Here is a 16,898-nt window from a genome sequence, read left to right as displayed (position 1 = left end):
CACCGGTGTACGGTGCGCTGGTGACGGTAGCTGACTCGACCCGAACCAGCTTGCGCGATTGCATGCAGGCCGCATTCCGTCCCCGCACCGCCGCACCGAGCACGGCATCGGTATTGCGCTCGGTGCTCTGGCCGGCGGCCATCCTGTCGGTCCTGCACCGCAGCATCGTGTTGACCACCAACGGCAACATCACCGACGACTTCAAACCGGTGTACCGGGCGGTGCTCAACTTCCGCTACGGCTGGGACATCTACAACGAACACTTCGACTACGTCGACCCCCACTACCTGTACCCGCCCGGCGGCACGCTGCTGATGGCGCCGTTTGGATACCTACCATTCGCCCCGTCGCGCTACCTGTTCATATTGATCAACACCGTGGCCATCCTGGTCGCCTGGTACCTCTTGCTGCGGATGTTCAACTACACGCTGGCCTCGGTTGCCGCGCCGGCCCTGCTGCTGGCCATGTTCTGCACCGAGACCGTAACCAACACACTGGTGTTCACCAATATCAACGGCTGCATTCTGCTGCTTGAGGTACTGTTCCTGCGCTGGTTGCTGGCCGGCTCCAAAGCCGACGGGATCCGATATCAGTGGTGGGCCGGTCTCGCGATCGGGCTGACGCTGGTACTCAAACCGCTGCTCGGCCCACTGCTGTTGTTGCCTCTGCTCAATCGCCAGTGGCGGGTGCTGACCGGCGCCATCGCGGTGCCGGTCGTCATCAACCTGGCCGCATTACCGTTGTTGAGCCATCCGATGGACTTCTTCACTCGGACATTGCCGTACATCCTGGGCACCCGCGACTACTTCAACAGCTCAATCGAGGGCAACGGGGTGTACTTCGGCCTGCCAACCTGGCTGATCCTATTCCTGCGACTGCTGTTCACGGCCATTGCCGTCGGCAGCTTGTGGCTGCTGTACCGCTACTACCGCACCCGCGACCCGCTGTTCTGGCTCACCACCTCCTCCGGCGTGCTGCTGCTGTGGTCGTGGCTCGTGATGTCGTTGGCCCAGGGCTACTACTCGATGATGTTGTTCCCATTCCTGATGACGGTCGTGCTGCCCAACTCGGTAATCCGCAACTGGCCCGCGTGGCTGGGAGTTTATGGCTTTCTGACGCTGGACCGCTGGCTACTGTTCAACTGGATGAGGTGGGGCCGCGCCCTGGAGTACCTGAAGATCACCTACGGGTGGTCGCTGCTGCTGATCGTGACGTTCACCGTGCTGTACTTCCGCTATCTGGACGCCAAGGCGGAAAACCGACTAGACGGCGGTCTGGATCCGGCATGGCTGACGGCCGCACGGCAGCGCGCTAGCGTGGATTTATGACCTCCTCCTCCGAGGCGAACTCAGAACGTCCGAAGCTGCAACTCACCGACGACGAATGGCGCAAGAAGCTCACCCCGCAGGAGTTCGACGTGCTGCGCCGGGCCGATACCGAGCGTCCCTTCACCGGCGAATACACCGACACCAAAACTGAGGGTGTCTACCAATGCCGGGCCTGCGGCGCCGAGTTGTTCCGTAGTACCGAGAAGTTTGAATCGCATTGCGGCTGGCCGTCGTTCTTCGACCCGTCGACCTCGGAATCGGTCATTCTGCGGCCCGACCATTCTCTGGGGCAACTGCGTACCGAGGTGCTATGCGCAAACTGCCACAGCCACCTCGGTCATGTGTTTGCCGGTGAGGGCTATCCCACGCCAACCGACTTGCGTTACTGCATCAATTCGATCTCGCTGCGCCTGGTCCCCACCGGGTCTTAGCGGCTCGCGCCGTGCTCGCCTAGTTCACCCGCGTGGCATGCACTTCCCAGAACGGTGCATGCACCCTGCCGTTCGCCAGCCACGGTTGCATCAACCGGAAACGTTCCAGCACACTGTGCACCCGATCAATCAGATCGGGATTGCGAGCGGCCATCAGCTCGAATGACTCGACGCTGAGGTTGACCAGATAGGTCGTCGTCCCCAAATAGGTGATCTCCCACCCGGCAGCGGGAAGCACCTGTCGAAAATCGTTCTCGGACAGCGACCGCGGCATGAAGAATCCGTTGACCTCATGAGCTCCGAACTCGTACATATACAGCCGTGCTCCCGGCTTGGTAGCCCGTCGTAGCGCCTGCACATAAGACGTCTGCAGCTCCGGGGCTGCGGCGAAGGTGTGGTAGAAGGCGCTGTCGACCACGGTGTCGAACCGGCCGTCGAGGCCGGCCAACTTGGTGGCGTCGGCCACCTGAAAATTCACCGAGACCCCGGCCTTGTGTGCGTTCTCCCGGGCACGTTCGATAGCGCCCGAGGATCCGTCGATGCCGGTGGCCGAGTAGCCCTTGGCCGCGTAGTAGATGGCGTGATGACCTGGCCCGGTACCCGGATCGAGCACCTCACCTTTGATCGCACCCACCGCGACGAGCTGCTGCACCACCGGCTGTGGGCCGCCGATATCCCACGGCGTGGCGGCCGGAAGACCGTGGAGCACCCGGTCGTCGCGATACATCTCCTCAAAACGGGTGGGATCGGTCGGGTCGGGCGCGGTCATGGCAGCGAACTCACCAACTGATCGACCGGCACCCGGGGCCCGGTGAAGAACGGTGTCTCCGCGCGGGTGTGACGCCGCGCGTCGGTGGCTCGAAGATCGCGCATCAGGTCGACGATGCGGTCCAACTCCGGCGCCTCGAAGGCCAAGATCCACTCGTAGTCGCCCAGCGCGAACGCTGGAACGGTGTTGGCGCGCACGTCCTTGTAGCCGCGCGCGGCCATGCCGTGCTCGGCGAGCATGCGCCGGCGCTCCTCATCGGGCAACAGATACCACTCGTAGGACCGCACGAAGGGATAGACACAGATGTAGGCACCGGGCTCCTCACCGGCCAGAAACGCCGGGACGTGACTCTTGTTGAACTCCGCCGGCCGATGCAGCCCCACACTGCTCCACACCGACGAGCAGGCGCGCCCCAGGATGGTGCTGCGGCGGAAGTCGGCGTAGGTCGACTGCAGCGCCTCCACGCGCTCGGCATGGGTCCAAATCATGAAGTCGGCGTCTGCCCGCAGGCCCGCAACGTCGTAGAGGCCGCGCACCACGACTCCGCGTTCCTCCTGCTGCTTGAAGAACGTCGCGGCGTCGTCGATCGCCGCGTCCCGTTGATCCCCCAGTTCGCCGGGGCGCACCGAGAACACCGAAAACATCAGATACCGAACGGTCGCGTTGAGGACGTCGTAATCGAGGCGTGCCATGGGTTCTATCGTGCCACCTGAGTGGCAGGGCCTTCCAAAGCCTCAAGGACCTCGGTGGCCGCCCGGCCCGCCGCCGCCACACAGGCCGGCACGCCGATTCCGTCCAGGTAGCTGCCGGCAACGGCCAAGCTCGGGGGAAGGTTCGCGCGCAACTGCGTGACCAGATCCGCGTGTCCAGGACCGTACTGGGGCATCGCCTCGATCCAGCGCTGAACCCGAGAATCGACCGGGCACACGGTCAGGCCGAACACGGTCGCCAGGTCATCGAGCGCCCAGGTGACCAACTCGTCATCGGAGGCACGCTCCGCGAGGTCGTCGCCGAATCGTCCGAAGGACAGCCGCAGCAGCTGGACGTTCGACTCGGGGCCGGGCTGACCCCATTTTCGTGACGACAAGGTTATCGCCTTGGCGTGCAAGGACTCACCGCTAGCCACCAGCACACCAGAGCACTGTGGAAATGGGGTGTCGGCGGGCACCGCAAGCGCCACCACCGCCGCTGAGGCACTCCTGATCCGGCGCACCGCGGCGCAGGCGCGCGGAGCCGCGTCGTGCGCCAAGCGCGCAAGGCGTGGCGCCGGAATCGCGAGGATTACCGCATCGGCATCCCAGCGAGCGCCGGTGTCGTCGTGCAATACCCACCCCGGTTCAAGTTTGGTCACCGCCGCGGGCACCCATCGCGGCCGGGCGCGCGCCACCAACTCATCGACCAGCACCTGGTAGCCGCCCTCGATCGCGCCGAAGACCGGCCCGGCCGCGGCCGGTGGCAACCCCTGGTGCACCGCGTCGGTCAGGGTGGCGGCGCCGCGGTCGAGGGCGGCGGCCACGCTGGGGGCGGCCGCGCGCAATCCGATCGTCGCTGCCGAGCCGGCATACACTCCGGCCAGCAGCGGATCCACCGAACGAGCCACGGTCTGCTCGCCGAAGCGCTCGGCAACCAATTCGGCCACCGCGGGATCGCTGCCCGGTTGCCAGCGCAGCGGCCGCACCGCCTCGGCCTCGATGCGTGCCACCGTGGCGTCGTCGACCAAACCGGTGAGGGCCCTCGCCGAGGACGGAATGCCCACCACCGTGCCGGTGGGCAGGGAATGTAGTCGCTGCTGGCTGTAGAGCAGCGGTCGGACGCCGGTGGTGGCGAGTTGGCGCTCCGCCAGGCCCAACTCGGCTAGCAACGCGGGTACCTCGGGACGCCGCCGCACAAAGGCCTCAGCGCCCAGATCCATCGCTTGCCCGCCGACCCGCTCGGTGCGAAGTATCCCGCCGAGCCGGTCGCCGGGCTCGAACAAGGTGATCGCCGCATCCGCACCGAGCGCCATCCGCAACCGATATGCCGCGGTTAGTCCCGAGATTCCGCCTCCTACAACACAATACGAGCGCGTGGTCATAGCGAGTGAACCAGCGACACCAGATCGGCCAATACGCCGGGATCGGTTTGTGGCAGCACTCCATGGCCAAGATTGAAGACGTGTCCGGCCGCGCCGGCGTCGACGGCACGGCGCCCGTCGTCGACGACGGCCCGTGCTGCACGTTCCACCACCGGCCAGCCCGCCAGTGGCACCACCGGGTCGAGATTGCCCTGCAGGGCCGTGCCGGGCTGGACCCGGGCGGCGGCATCGGTCAGTGCCGTTCGCCAGTCCACGCCGACGACGGCCGCCGGTGCCGGTTTGATGGCCTCGGCCATCGCGCCCAGCAGTTCGGCGGTGCCCACCCCGAAATGCGTCATCGGCACACCATGTTCGGCCAACGTGCCGAATACCCGGGCGCTGTGCGGCAGCACGTAGTGGCGGTAGTCGGCCAGCGACAGTGTGCCCGCCCATGAATCGAACACCTGAATGGCGTCTACCCCGGCATCGATCTGGCAGCGCAGAAACGCGATGGTGAGGTCGGTCAACTTGCTCATCAAGGCATGCCAGCTCGTCGGTGCGCCCAGCATCATCGCCTTGGTAAGCGCGTGGTGGCGGCTGGGCCCACCCTCCACTAGATAGGAAGCCATGGTGAAGGGGGCACCGGCGAAACCGATCAACGGCACCTCACCCAACGCATCGACCAGCAACTCAACCGTCGCCATCACTGGCTGAATCGCTTGTGGGTCAAGAGGTTTCATCGCATCGATATCGCCGTCGGTACGGACTGGGTCCGCGATCACCGGTCCGACATCGGCAACGATGTCCAAATCCACGCCGGACGCACGCAACGGCACCACGATGTCGGAGAACAGGATCGCCGCGTCAACGCCGTAGCGCCGTATCGGCTGCAGCGTAATTTCGCAGGCCAGTTCCGGCTCGAAGCACGCGGCCAACATGCTGCACTGTTGACGCAGCGCCCGATATTCGGGCAGCGAGCGACCGGCCTGCCGCATGAACCACACCGGCACCCGGCTGGGTTTGCGGCCGGTCACAGCGGCCAGATAGGGCGACTGCGCAAGCTCGCGACGGGTACTCATTGGCTTCAATGCTGCCATGCGTCGATCCCCCGGCGGGCCCCGCTGTCGGATCCCACCGCTGCGTAACATCGACCCGCGGACCAACGCCACCAGGGACCTCAGGAGCGCCGATGCCACTCACCTACGACGACTTTCCGAGCCTTCGCTGCGAGACCAACGACAATGGGGTGCTGGATCTGGTGCTCGATGCACCCGGGTTGAACTCGGTGGGGCCGCAAATGCACAGCGACCTCGCCGACATTTGGCCGGTGATCAACCGCGACCCTGCCGTACGCGTGGTCCTGGTCCGCGGCGCCGGCAACGCGTTCTCCTCGGGCGGCAGCTTCGACCTGATCGACGAAACGATCGGCGACTACGAGGGCCGGATCCGCATCATGCGCGAGGCCCGTGACCTGGTGCTCAACCTGGTCAACCTGGACAAGCCGGTGGTTTCGGCGATTCGCGGCCCAGCCGTGGGTGCCGGCCTGGTGGTGGCGTTACTCGCCGACATCTCGGTGGCGGGCCGAACGGCAAAACTCATCGACGGGCACACCAAGCTCGGGGTGGCCGCCGGCGACCACGCGGCGATCTGCTGGCCGCTGCTGGTGGGCATGGCCAAAGCCAAGTACTACCTACTGACCTGCGAGACGCTCTCCGGCGAAGAGGCCGAACGCATCGGACTGGTGTCGACCTGCGTCGACGACGATGACGTGCTCGCCACCGCGACCCGCCTCGCGCAGAATCTGGCGGGTGGTGCCCAAGATGCGATCCGTTGGACCAAGCGCAGCCTCAATCAGTGGTATCGGATGTTCGGCCCCGCCTTCGAGACCTCGCTAGGCCTGGAATTTATCGGGTTCGGCGGCCCTGACGTGCGGGAAGGCTTGACCGCCCACCGCGAGAAGCGCCCAGCGCGGTTCACCCACGGTTCCGACAGCTGAGCAAGGTTCGGCGCGCCTGTTCCCGCGTGTCGGCCGATGGGTCTACCGTCGAAATCTGTGACCCGCGCCGACGACGATGCGGAGCGCAGCTACGAGGAGGAGCGGCGCTCGTGACCTCAGCAGAACCCACCCCATTCCGTGAGGCGGTAGCGGCCATGAATGCTGTGACCGTGCGATCGGAAATCGAGCTGGGCCCGATCCGCCCGCCGCAACGGCTGGCGCCGTACAGCTATGCGCTGGGCGCCGAGGTGAAACATCCTGAGCTCGACGTTGTCCCCGAGCGATCCGAGGGAGACGCGTTCGGCCGGCTGATCCTCCTCTACGACCCCGACGGCTCCGATGCCTGGGACGGCACCATCCGGTTGGTTGCCTACGTTCAGGCCGATCTGGACTCGCACGAGGCCATCGACCCACTGCTGCCGGAAGTCGCGTGGAGTTGGCTAAGCGAAGCGCTGGAGTCACGTTCCGAGCACGTGACCGCCCTGGGCGGCACCGTCACCGCCACCACATCGGTGCGTTATGGGGATATCTCCGGACCGCCGCGCGCCCACCAGCTCGAGTTGCGGGCGTCATGGACGGCGACCACACCCGATGTGAGCAGCCACGTCGAAGCCTTCTGCGACGTGCTAGAGCACGCCGCAGGCCTACCGCCGGCCGGAGTCACCGACCTGGGCTCACGGTCACGCGCCTGACATGTGCCCAGATCTGTCCCCTGCGGAGGCTGATCCGCCGGACAGCACCGAACCCGAGCCGACGCCGCTGCTGCGTCCGGCGCACGGGATACCAGAGCTGTCCGTAACCGCCAGTCAGATCGAAGACGCCGCAGAACGCCTGGATCGCGGCAGCGGCCCCTTCGCGGTAGACGCCGAACGGGCGTCGGGTTTTCGCTATTCCAACCGGGCCTATCTGATCCAGATCCGTCGAGCCGGCGCCGGGACCGTGCTCATCGATCCGGTCAGCCATGGCGGCGACCCGCTCACCGTCTTGCGGCCGGTCGCAGAAGTGCTCGACACTGGCGAGTGGATCCTGCACTCCGCCGACCAGGACCTGCCCTGTCTGGCGGAGGTCGGCATGCGTCCGCCGGCGCTCTATGACACCGAGCTCGCCGGACGTCTGGCCGGGTTCGATCGGGTGAACCTGGCGACCATGGCCCAGCGGTTGCTGGGCCTTGGTTTGGCCAAAGGCCACGGGGCGGCCGACTGGTCCAAGCGTCCGCTGCCGCCTGCCTGGCTCAACTATGCCGCCCTGGATGTGGAGCTGCTCATTGAACTGCGTGCAGCCATTTCGGAGGTGTTGGCGGCGCAGGGCAAGACGAACTGGGCGGCCGAAGAATTCGAGCATCTGCGGTCGTTCGAGACACGATGGGTCCCGGCGACCGCCCGGCCGGACCGCTGGCGACGCACTTCCGGTATCCACAAGGTGCGCAACCCGCGCGGGCTGGCCGCGGTTCGCGAGCTGTGGACGACACGCGACCGGATGGCCGAGCGTCGCGACATCGCACCGCGGCGCATTTTGCCGGACTCGGCGATCATCGATGCCGCGGTCGCCGACCCAAAATCGATCGAAGACCTGGTGTCGTTGCCGGTGTTTGGCGGGCGCAACCAGCGCCGCAATGCGGCGACCTGGTTGGCGGCGCTGGAAACGGCCAGGCAAAACTCGCAGCCGCCGGAGGTGGCCGAGCCGGCGACCGGACCACCTCCTCCCGCACGCTGGGGCAGGCGCAAACCCGAAGCCGCCGCCCGACTGGAGGCCGCCCGCGCGGCACTGGCAGCGGTGTCGGAGCAGGTGGGAGTGCCGACAGAAAACCTGGTCACACCCGACCTGGTACGGCGCTTGTGCTGGGATTGGGCACCGGATAGCGCCGGGGACCCGGTGAAGATTGTCGACGAATTCTTGCGCGCCGGTCAGGCGCGGGATTGGCAGCGCGAACTCGTGTGCCCCATCCTCGCGACCGCGTTGACCAGGGCTCTTGATGCCGCCGCGGACAACGATGGTGAGAACGGCCCTGGTTAGTGGTTTGTCGGAGGCGGGCCTAGGCCAGTTGCTCGCTACCCGAAGCCCCGCTTGCCCAGCGGGGAATTCCAAACACTGAATTCGCCCAGCCGCCAGAGATGGTGGCGGCGACCACAGATATGACCGAAATCGGCTCGGTAGTCAGCGCCGCCAACGCCGCCGCGGCGGCCCCGACCAGTGCCATAGCGGCCGCTGCCGCCGATGAGGTGTCCGCGGCCATCGCCGCGCTGTTCGGCAACCACGCCCAGCAATATCGGGCACTGAGCACCGAAATTGCGAGGTTTCATGACCAGTTCGTGCGCAACCTGACCCGCGCAGCACAGATGTACGCCGGCGCGGAGGCGGCCAACGCCACACCCCTGCAGTCGGTGTTGGATCTGATCAACGCACCCGTGCCGGCGGTCTGACCAACAGCGGCGACCACACCGGCGATGCGGGCACCGGCGGGGCCGGCGGCGCCGGCAGCAACGGGGTACCCGGCGTCAGCCTTGGCCAAGACGCCGGCAAGGGCGGCACCGGAACACCCGTCGGAGCCGGGGGTCTTGCCGGCACAGGCGGTGACGGCGGTCCCGACATCACCGGCGGCCAGGCTGGCACACCCGGCCAGAACGGCACCGACGGTAAGGCCGGATGAACCCGTCCAACCAACCGTGCCGGCAGCTAGATCAGCGGCACTTTAGTCGAGATGTTCTTTGATCTCGGCTTCCGAGACGCAAGCGCCCAGCGCGGCGACCCAACCGGTGACCCGGCGGGCCACGTCCTGATCCGTCAACCCCAGGTCGGCCAGCAGTTCACTGCGCGCCGCATGATCGTAAAACTGTTGCGGCAGTCCGACATCGCGGCAGGGCACGTCGATCTCGGCACGTCTCAGCGCCGACGACACCGCTGACCCCACGCCACCCTTGACGCCGCCGTCCTCCAGCGTCACGACCAGTTTGTGCTGCACCGCCAGGGCGCGGACAGCATCGGAGACCGGCAGCACCCACCGCGGGTCGATGACCGTCACACCGATCCCCTGATTGTGCAGCCGCTTGGCCACGGCCAACGCCATCGACGCGAATGGGCCGACCGCTACCAGCAGCACGTCGTGGTTTAAGCCACCGGCCGGCACGGCGAGCACATCCACACCTTCCCGCCGCTCGACGGCTGGAATATCTTCGCCCACATCGCCTTTGGGGAACCGCAAGGCGGTGGGACCGTCGTTGATGTCGAGCGCCTCGCCCAGTTCCTCACGTAACCGAGTGGCATCGCGCGGCGCGGCCACCCGGATGCCGGGAACGATGCCCAGCATCGACAAATCCCACATGCCGTTGTGGCTGGGGCCATCCGAACCGGTGATGCCCGCTCGGTCCAGCACGAGGGTGACAGGCAACCTGTGTAGTGCCACATCCATCATGATTTGGTCGAACGCCCTGTTGAGAAACGTCGAATAGATCGCGACCACGGGATGCATGCCGCCCATCGCCAACCCGGCCGCCGAAGTGATCGCGTGTTGTTCGGCGATACCGACATCGAACAACCGATCGGGGAAGCGTTTCCCGAACGCGGTCAGCCCGGTGGGGCCGGGCATGGCCGCGGTGATCGCTACGACGTCACGCCGTTTCTTGCCGTACCTGATGAGGGCATCGGAAAAGGTCGCCGTCCAGCCCGGCGCTGCCACCTTGGTGGCCTCCCCGGTCAGTGGGTTGATCGGGACGGTGGAGTGCATCTGCTCGGCCTCGTCGGCCTCCGCCGGCGGGTATCCCATCCCTTTTTGAGTAGCAACATGCACGATCACCGGACCGCCGAAGCCGCGGGCGCTGCGCAACGCGACCTCCACTGCCCGCTCGTCATGACCATCAACCGGGCCGACGTACTTCAACCCCAGGTCGGTGAACAGCAGCTGTGGTGCCAAAGAGTCCTTGACGCCGGCTTTGACGCTGTGCAGGAAGTGATAGCAAACCTCGCCGATCAGCGGCACCGCGCGCAGCACATCGCGGCCTTTTTCCAGCACATGCTCGTAGCCGGGCTGTAGCCGCAGCGTGGCCAGGTGGTCGGCGACGCCGCCGATCGTCGGCGCGTAGCTGCGTCCGTTGTCGTTGACCACGATGATCACCGGCCGGTGCGACGCGGCGATGTTGTTCAGCGCCTCCCAGCACATACCGCCGGTGAGCGCACCGTCGCCGACCACCGCGACGACATGCCGATTGCGGTGCCCACTTAACTCGAACGCCTTGGACAGACCGTCCGCATACGACAACGCCGCACTGGCGTGGCTGGATTCCACCCAGTCGTGTTCGCTTTCGGCGCGCGACGGATAGCCCGATAACCCGCCCTTTTTGCGTAGCGTTTCGAAGTCCTGAGCGCGCCCGGTCAGCATCTTGTGGACATAGGCCTGGTGACCGGTATCGAAGATGATCGGATCGTGCGGGGAATCGAACACCCGGTGCAACGCCAGCGTCAGCTCGACCACCCCAAGATTGGGTCCCAGGTGCCCCCCCGTCGCGGCGACCTTGTGGATCAAGAACTCGCGGATCTCCGAAGCCAGCTCAGCTAGCTGAGCCTGAGAAAGGTGCTGCAGATCGGCGGGTCCACGGATCTGTTGCAGCATCCCGCCAGTGTACGCAGCGTTCGCCCATTAGGCGCCTTCGATCGACCTCTGCCGCCGGAGTAAGTCCGCCACTTGATAGCGTCGGTGACCGGTGAGCCGGGAAGCCTGGTCGGCGTCTGGTTGTCCTGCACGATCCCGCGACGCGAAAGAACACCATGGGCACAGTTGCGCTAACCGCGATGGCATCGGCAACGTATCGTCAGCATATGCGTGCTGAGGATATCGCCGAGGAATTCCCAGTAGTAAGCATCAACTCAAACGCGCTTGACGCTGCCCGCATGCTCGCGGAGCATCGGTTGCCCGGTTTGCTGGTCACCAAGACCTCGGGCAGCCCCTACGCGGTCTTGCCGGCATCGCAGGTAGTGCGCTTCATCGTGCCCCGCTATGTCCAGGACGATCCGTCGTTGGCCGGGGTGCTCAACGAATCGATGGCAGACCGCTGCGCGGAAAAGTTGCGCGGCAAGACGGTCCGAGATGTGCTGCCCGACCACCTCAACGATGTCCCGCCGGTGAATGCCGACGACACCATCATTGAGGTGGCCGCGATCATGGCGCGGCTGCGCAGCCCGCTACTCGCGGTGGTCAAGGACGGCGGGCTGCACGGGGTGATCACGGCATCACGCCTTCTGGGAGCGGCGCTCAAGCCTTGATCTCCACGGATTCAGCGACAACCGGAACACGGCCAACAACGCAGGTGATAGCTCGATGAGCGCCGTCGCCATCTGCATATTTGTAGTCGCCTACGCGCTGATCGCCAGCGAACGCGTCAACAAGACGCTGGTTGCGCTGGCGGGCGCGGCCATCGTGGTCATGCTGCCGGCCATCAATTCCGAGGACGTCTTCTACTCCCACGAGACCGGAATCGACTGGGACGTCATCTTTTTGCTGCTGGGCATGATGATCATCGTCAGCGTGCTGCGGCAGACCGGTGTCTTCGAATACGTTGCGATCTGGGCGGCCAAACGCGCCCGCGGCAAACCATTGCGGATCATGATCCTGCTGGTAATCGTGACCGCGATCGCATCGGCCCTGCTGGACAACGTCACCACGGTGTTGCTGATCGCCCCGGTCACGCTGTTGGTATGCGACCGACTGGTGATCAACCCGGCGCCGTTCTTGATGGCCGAGGCGTTCGCGTCGAACATCGGCGGCACCGCGACATTGGTCGGCGATCCACCCAACATCGTCATCGCCAGCCGGGGGGGACTGACGTTCAACGAGTTCCTTGTTCACCTGGCCCCGATCGTGATCATCGTGATGGCCGTGTTCATCCTGATGCTGCCGCGCCTGTTTCCCGGCGCCTTCACCGCTGATCCCGAGCGCGTCGCCGACGTCATGTCGCTGGAAGAAAAGGAGGCCATTCGCGATCGTGGCCTGCTGATCAAGTGCGGCATTGTCCTGGTACTGGTGTTCGCGGCCTTCATCTCGAACTCGGCTCTGCACATCAAGCCTTCGATGATTGCGCTGCTGGGCGCCGGAATCCTGGTCGTCGTTTCCCAGCTCGAGCACTCCGAATATCTGGCCAGCGTGGAGTGGGACACGCTGCTGTTCTTCGTGGGTCTGTTCGTCATGGTCGGGGCCCTGGTGAAGACGGGCGTCGTCAAGCAAGTGGCGCAAATGGCGGTGACCGCGACCGGCGGCAATACCTTGCTGGCCACAATGGTCATCCTGGCCGCGTCCTTGGTGATCAGCGGGATCGTCAACAACGTTCCCTACGCGGCAACCATGACCCCGATCGTCGCCGAGCTGGTGCCGGTGCTGGTCGACAAGGGAAACCCGGACGTGCTGTGGTGGGCCCTGGCGCTGGGCACCGACTTCGGTGGCAACCTCACCGCCATCGGCGCCAGCGCCAACGTCATTGTCCTGGGTATCGCCAAGCGGTCGGACAATCCCATCTCGTTCTGGGAATTCACCCGCAAGGGCATCGTGGTCACGACGATGTCGCTGGTGCTGGCCGCCATCTACCTCTGGGTGCGCTACTTCGTGTTGAATTGACGGTTGCCCGTGTCGGATAACGATTCACCGGAGATCCCGTGAGCGCCATCGCGATCGCGGTGTTCAGCGTGGTCTATGCGCTCATCGCCAGTGACCGGGTCAGCAAGACCCGGGCGGCGCTGGCGGGCGCGGGAATCATGCTGGCCTTGGGGATCGTCGACTCCCACGACGTGTTCTACTCCCACGACACCGGAATCGATTGGGACGTCATCTTTCTGCTACTGGGGATGATGATCATCGTCAGCGTGCTGCGAAAGACCGGTGTGTTTGAGTACATCGCGATCTGGGCCGTCAAACGCGCCAACGGTTCCCCGCTGCGCATCATGATTCTGTTGGTGCTGGTGATGGCGTTCGGCTCGGCGTTGCTGGACAACGTCACCACGGTGTTGCTGATCGCCCCGGTCACGCTGCTGGTGTGCGACCGGTTGGCGATCAACGCTGCGCCGTTTTTGATGGCCGAAGTCTTCGCATCCAACATCGGTGGCGCAGCGACCTTGGTCGGCGACCCACCCAACATCATCATCGGCAGCCGGGCAGGGCTGTCGTTCAACGACTTCCTGATCAACATGGCACCGGTCGTGCTCATCGTGCTGGTCATCTTCGTTGCCCTGCTACCCCGCTTGTTCGGCTCGATCACCGTCGAACGCGAGCGGGTCGCCGACGTCATGTCACTCAACGAGCGTGAAGCGATCAGCGACCGCAAGCTGCTCATCAAATGCGGCATCGTTTTGCTGCTGGTGTTCACCACCTTCGTCGCCCATCCGGTGCTGCATATCCAGCCGTCCGTCGTGGCCCTGTTGGGCGCCGGCGTGCTGATCGTGATCTCCGGGTTGGCTGGGCGCGATTACCTGGCCAGCGTCGAGTGGGAAACACTGCTGTTCTTCGCCGGATTATTCATCATGGTGGGAGCTCTGGTGAAGACCGGCGTCGTTGATAAGCTGGCGCGCGCGTCGATCGAACTGACCGGCGGTAACGAACTATTCACCGTGTTCTTGATCATCGGTGTCTCAGCGCCGATCTCCGGCATCATCGACAACATTCCCTTCGTCGCCACCATGACGCCCATCGTCACGGAACTGGTCGCGGTAATGCCCGGTCAGGTCAACCCCGACGCGCTGTGGTGGGCGCTGGCGCTAGGTGCCGACTTCGGCGGCAACCTTACCGCCGTCGGAGCCAGCGCCAACGTCGTCATGCTGGGCATCGCGCGGCGCGCAGGCACCCCCATCTCATTTTGGGAATTCACCCGCAAAGGCGTAGTGGTCACCACGATTTCGCTGGTGGTGGCCGCGTTGTACTTGTGGCTGCGCTATTTCGTGTGGAGTTGACCGCTTCAGAGAGCCCCCACATATTTGGCGTGGAAACGGCGAAACAGCGCCCACACGATGGCAAGGTTGTAGGCGGTGCCGGCAATGAGATAGGGCCACCAGGTGCCGTGCCCGCTAGCCACCCAGAACGTCTTGGCGGCCCAATATGGTGGCAATACTCCGAATGCGAAGCTCCAGTCGGAGTGGATGAACCATGGCAGACAGGGCAGGCCGGCGATCAACATGCCCAACGCACGGAGAACGGCCAAACCCTGAATCTTGTTGTTCGCCACCGAAAGTATGAGCAGTAAGGTCACCACCGCCGACAGACCCGCCAGCAATCCAATCGGAATCAACGACGCCACCAGGGACGGTTCGAGTATTCCGCTGAACGACATCGTTGCCACGACGTACACGGTGGTCACCACCATCACGGTGGCCGCGCGATAGGCAAAAAAGGCCCACAGCGGTACCGGGGTAACCCGCAGCACCGTTAGCGTGCCGGCATCGACCTCATCCAATACCAGGAACCCGGCCAGCCCACCGACGATGATGATGCTCGTCAACAACAAAAAGGCGGTCAAGATCAGTGGATAGTAGGGAACCAGGTCGAACCCGTTGCGGTTGGCCAACATGTTGGTAGCCCGCGGCGTCAGCAGCATGACGGCGCTGGTCCAGATAACAGGTGCAAGAACGATCATCACCAATAGCGGATCGCGGTAGGTGCCACGAAGGTCGTTGCGACCAAAGGCCGCTAGGGCCCGAATCGGCATGCCGGCCATCGTTACCGTCCTCCCCCGCCGGTGGCGACGATGTGGCGAGCGAACACCGTCTTGGCCACCCGATACAGTCCGACCACGCAGATCGTCGGGTACCAGACGGCGTAGCCGACCTGCCACGGCGCCAGGCTCATCTGGTCGAAGGCCGAACCGAGTAGTAGAAAAGGTCCTTGCATGGGCAGCAGATACAACACCGGATTGGTCCACAGCCCGGAGTAGTACAGAACAGGCAGGTCCATCACCGCGAGCGGGAGAGTCGCCGCCAGAAACCAGTCGCTAATCGAGCCGAACGGCAAGCAACTGATGAAGCTGACCAGCAGCATCAGCAACGTTCCCAGCACCACGGCGACGATCATCGGCGCGAGATGATACGAGAGCCCATGGGCACTGGTGGCCACCACCACGGCCACACCTAGCGAGATCGTCAGCAAGACAGCCAGTTTGGCGGCCAAGTATTCTCCGAATCGTAGCGGGCTGGCGATAACCGCGCTCAGCGTGCGCTCCTGCTTTTCGAAAAAGACGGTGCCGGCCACGAAGAAGAACCCGATGATGGTGATGTCGCCGGCGAGCACATAGGGCTCGGCGACCCGGCGCAGGCCGGCCGGCATGGGCAGCAACACGGCCAACCAGATCAGGCCGGAAAATACCGCCGCATGCAGGAATCGCTGACGGGCCTGCAACGTCGTCTCCAGCCGCAGCGCAGTCAGCAGGCGAGTCACGACAACCGCCGGCCGGTGACTTCGACGAAAACGTCGTCGAGGCTGGCTTCCCTGCTGTGGATGGTCTCAACGTGGTGTTCGCGCAGCACCGATTGGAACGCTGGGTCATCGGCCAAGTTATCCATGGAAAAGTCCGCCGTGTGCAGCCCCCCGCCGCCGACTCGGCGCTCCCGGTATTCGACCCTGACCAGCCGACGGCTCCGTGCGATCTTCAGCTCGGCAGGCCGGTCGGACGCCACGATACCGCCGTCGACGACGAACGCGACTCGGTCGCACAATTCGTCTGCGGTGGTCATGTCGTGGGTGGTAAGAAACACCGTACGGCCACGCGCTTTCAGATCCAGAATCATGTTCTTGACCGTGCGGGCATTGACCGGATCCAGTCCGGCGGTCGGTTCGTCGAGGAACAGCAGCTCGGGATCGTTGAGCAATGACCTGGCGAAGGTCAGCCGCATCTGCATTCCCTTGGAGTACTTGCCCGCTCGGGTGTGGGCATCGTCAGCGAGGCCGACGGCATCGAGCAATTCCGTGGGATCCAGCGTGGGACCGGCGTACAACGAGGCGAAGAACTGCAGGTTCTCCAGCCCGCTGAGCTTTTGATAATGGTTGGGCAGCTCGAACGACACACCGATGCGCTCGTAGTAGTCGGGTCCCCAAGCCGCGGGGTCTTTTCCCCATACCGCGACCTCGCCGCCGTGACCGCGCAGTAGCCCAATCAGAATTCGCTGCGTGGTCGACTTACCCGCACCGCTGGGGCCCAGGAACCCGAAGATCTCGCCGCGGGAAACGCTGAAGTCCATGCCGCGCACCGCGGGCATTGCTGCCTTCGGATAGCTGAATGTGAGCCCGCGTACGCGAATCACCTCGCTCACAGCGTCCGAGACTGACGGGTCGAGGTCCCGCATGTGCGCGCCTGTCCTT

The 16,898-nt window shown here is 64.8% G+C and carries 15 protein-coding genes and 2 pseudogenes; 9 read left to right on the top strand and 8 right to left on the bottom strand.

Annotation, left to right across the window (positions count from 1 at the left end; genetic code table 11):
- The first annotated feature begins 5 nt into the window (after window positions 1–5).
- Window positions 6–1,328, top strand: coding sequence for an arabinofuranan 3-O-arabinosyltransferase (gene aftC, locus MB901379_RS08975; RefSeq protein ID WP_158016300.1), 1,323 nt, complete (start codon window positions 6–8; stop codon window positions 1,326–1,328).
- Window positions 1,325–1,759, top strand: coding sequence for a peptide-methionine (R)-S-oxide reductase MsrB (gene msrB, locus MB901379_RS08970; protein ID WP_158016299.1), 435 nt, complete (start codon window positions 1,325–1,327; stop codon window positions 1,757–1,759). The genes aftC and msrB overlap by 4 nt, the downstream gene beginning before the upstream one ends.
- Before the next feature lie 19 nt (window positions 1,760–1,778).
- Here the strand turns inward: msrB and MB901379_RS08965 are convergent, their stop codons facing one another.
- From MB901379_RS08965 to hemE, 4 genes are read right to left on the bottom strand one after another with little or no spacing between them, the layout of a single operon-like run.
- Window positions 1,779–2,528: a class I SAM-dependent methyltransferase gene (locus tag MB901379_RS08965; protein WP_158016298.1), complete on the bottom strand. Its 750-nt coding sequence runs from the start codon at window positions 2,526–2,528 to the stop codon at window positions 1,779–1,781.
- Window positions 2,525–3,220 carry a hydrogen peroxide-dependent heme synthase gene (gene hemQ / locus MB901379_RS08960; RefSeq protein WP_158016297.1) on the bottom strand — a complete coding sequence of 232 codons (696 nt, stop codon included), beginning with the start codon at window positions 3,218–3,220 and terminating at the stop codon, window positions 2,525–2,527. The genes MB901379_RS08965 and hemQ overlap by 4 nt, the downstream gene beginning before the upstream one ends.
- Window positions 3,221–3,225: 5 nt before the next feature.
- On the bottom strand, window positions 3,226–4,602 hold the full coding sequence (locus tag MB901379_RS08955; protein WP_158016296.1) for a protoporphyrinogen oxidase: 1,377 nt from the start codon (window positions 4,600–4,602) through the stop codon (window positions 3,226–3,228).
- Window positions 4,599–5,660, bottom strand: coding sequence for a uroporphyrinogen decarboxylase (hemE, locus tag MB901379_RS08950; RefSeq protein WP_158016295.1), 1,062 nt, complete (start codon window positions 5,658–5,660; stop codon window positions 4,599–4,601). The genes MB901379_RS08955 and hemE overlap by 4 nt, the downstream gene beginning before the upstream one ends.
- Before the next feature lie 110 nt (window positions 5,661–5,770).
- On the opposite strand from hemE, the gene MB901379_RS08945 reads away from it, so the two are divergent.
- The 4 genes and pseudogenes from MB901379_RS08945 to MB901379_RS08930 form a co-directional block, all read left to right on the top strand.
- Window positions 5,771–6,577, top strand: a complete 807-nt coding sequence (locus MB901379_RS08945; RefSeq protein WP_158016294.1) for an enoyl-CoA hydratase/isomerase family protein — start codon at window positions 5,771–5,773, stop codon at window positions 6,575–6,577.
- Between the two features lie 57 nt (window positions 6,578–6,634).
- A pseudogene (locus MB901379_RS08940) lies at window positions 6,635–7,269 on the top strand (DUF3000 domain-containing protein).
- A 1-nt stretch (window position 7,270) separates the two neighbouring features.
- Window positions 7,271–8,590 (top strand): ribonuclease D, encoded by a 1,320-nt coding sequence (locus MB901379_RS08935; protein ID WP_158016292.1) that lies wholly within the window; start codon window positions 7,271–7,273, stop codon window positions 8,588–8,590.
- Window positions 8,591–8,688: 98 nt separating this feature from the next.
- Window positions 8,689–9,053 (top strand): annotated as a pseudogene (locus MB901379_RS08930) (PE family protein); the annotation flags it as partial.
- Between the two features lie 213 nt (window positions 9,054–9,266).
- Here the strand turns inward: MB901379_RS08930 and dxs are convergent.
- Window positions 9,267–11,180, bottom strand: a complete 1,914-nt coding sequence (gene dxs, locus MB901379_RS08925; RefSeq protein ID WP_158016290.1) for a 1-deoxy-D-xylulose-5-phosphate synthase — start codon at window positions 11,178–11,180, stop codon at window positions 9,267–9,269.
- 206 nt (window positions 11,181–11,386) lie between these two features.
- Here dxs and MB901379_RS08920 point away from each other — a divergent pair, with 206 nt between their 5' ends.
- Genes MB901379_RS08920 through MB901379_RS08910 form a run of 3 tightly spaced genes read left to right on the top strand, consistent with a single transcriptional unit; the run spans window position 11,387 to window position 14,500 of the window.
- Window positions 11,387–11,830: a CBS domain-containing protein gene (locus MB901379_RS08920; protein ID WP_158016289.1), complete on the top strand. Its 444-nt coding sequence runs from the start codon at window positions 11,387–11,389 to the stop codon at window positions 11,828–11,830.
- A 55-nt stretch (window positions 11,831–11,885) separates the two neighbouring features.
- The gene (locus MB901379_RS08915) at window positions 11,886–13,175 is read left to right on the top strand and encodes an ArsB/NhaD family transporter (protein WP_158016288.1); all 1,290 of its coding nucleotides are present in this window, start codon (window positions 11,886–11,888) and stop codon (window positions 13,173–13,175) included.
- Between the two features lie 38 nt (window positions 13,176–13,213).
- The gene (locus MB901379_RS08910; protein WP_158016287.1) at window positions 13,214–14,500 is read left to right on the top strand and encodes an ArsB/NhaD family transporter; all 1,287 of its coding nucleotides are present in this window, start codon (window positions 13,214–13,216) and stop codon (window positions 14,498–14,500) included.
- Window positions 14,501–14,505: 5 nt separating this feature from the next.
- On the opposite strand, the gene MB901379_RS08905 is transcribed toward MB901379_RS08910, so the two are convergent.
- Genes MB901379_RS08905 through MB901379_RS08895 form a run of 3 tightly spaced genes read right to left on the bottom strand, consistent with a single transcriptional unit; the run spans window position 14,506 to window position 16,882 of the window.
- Entirely contained in the window at window positions 14,506–15,261 is a 756-nt protein-coding gene (locus MB901379_RS08905) for an ABC transporter permease (RefSeq protein WP_158016286.1), read from the bottom strand.
- Window positions 15,262–15,263: 2 nt separating this feature from the next.
- Window positions 15,264–15,977 carry a fluoroquinolone export ABC transporter permease subunit gene (locus MB901379_RS08900; RefSeq protein ID WP_158016285.1) on the bottom strand — a complete coding sequence of 238 codons (714 nt, stop codon included), beginning with the start codon at window positions 15,975–15,977 and terminating at the stop codon, window positions 15,264–15,266.
- Window positions 15,974–16,882 (bottom strand): ABC transporter ATP-binding protein, encoded by a 909-nt coding sequence (locus MB901379_RS08895; RefSeq protein WP_158016284.1) that lies wholly within the window; start codon window positions 16,880–16,882, stop codon window positions 15,974–15,976. The genes MB901379_RS08900 and MB901379_RS08895 overlap by 4 nt, the downstream gene beginning before the upstream one ends.
- Window positions 16,883–16,898 lie beyond the last annotated feature (16 nt).

Source organism: Mycobacterium basiliense (genome assembly GCF_900292015.1).
Classification (GTDB): Bacteria; Actinomycetota; Actinomycetes; order Mycobacteriales; family Mycobacteriaceae; genus Mycobacterium; species Mycobacterium basiliense.
The sequence above is the reverse complement of the archived record's forward strand: the minus strand, read 5'-3'. Positions and strand labels throughout refer to the sequence as shown.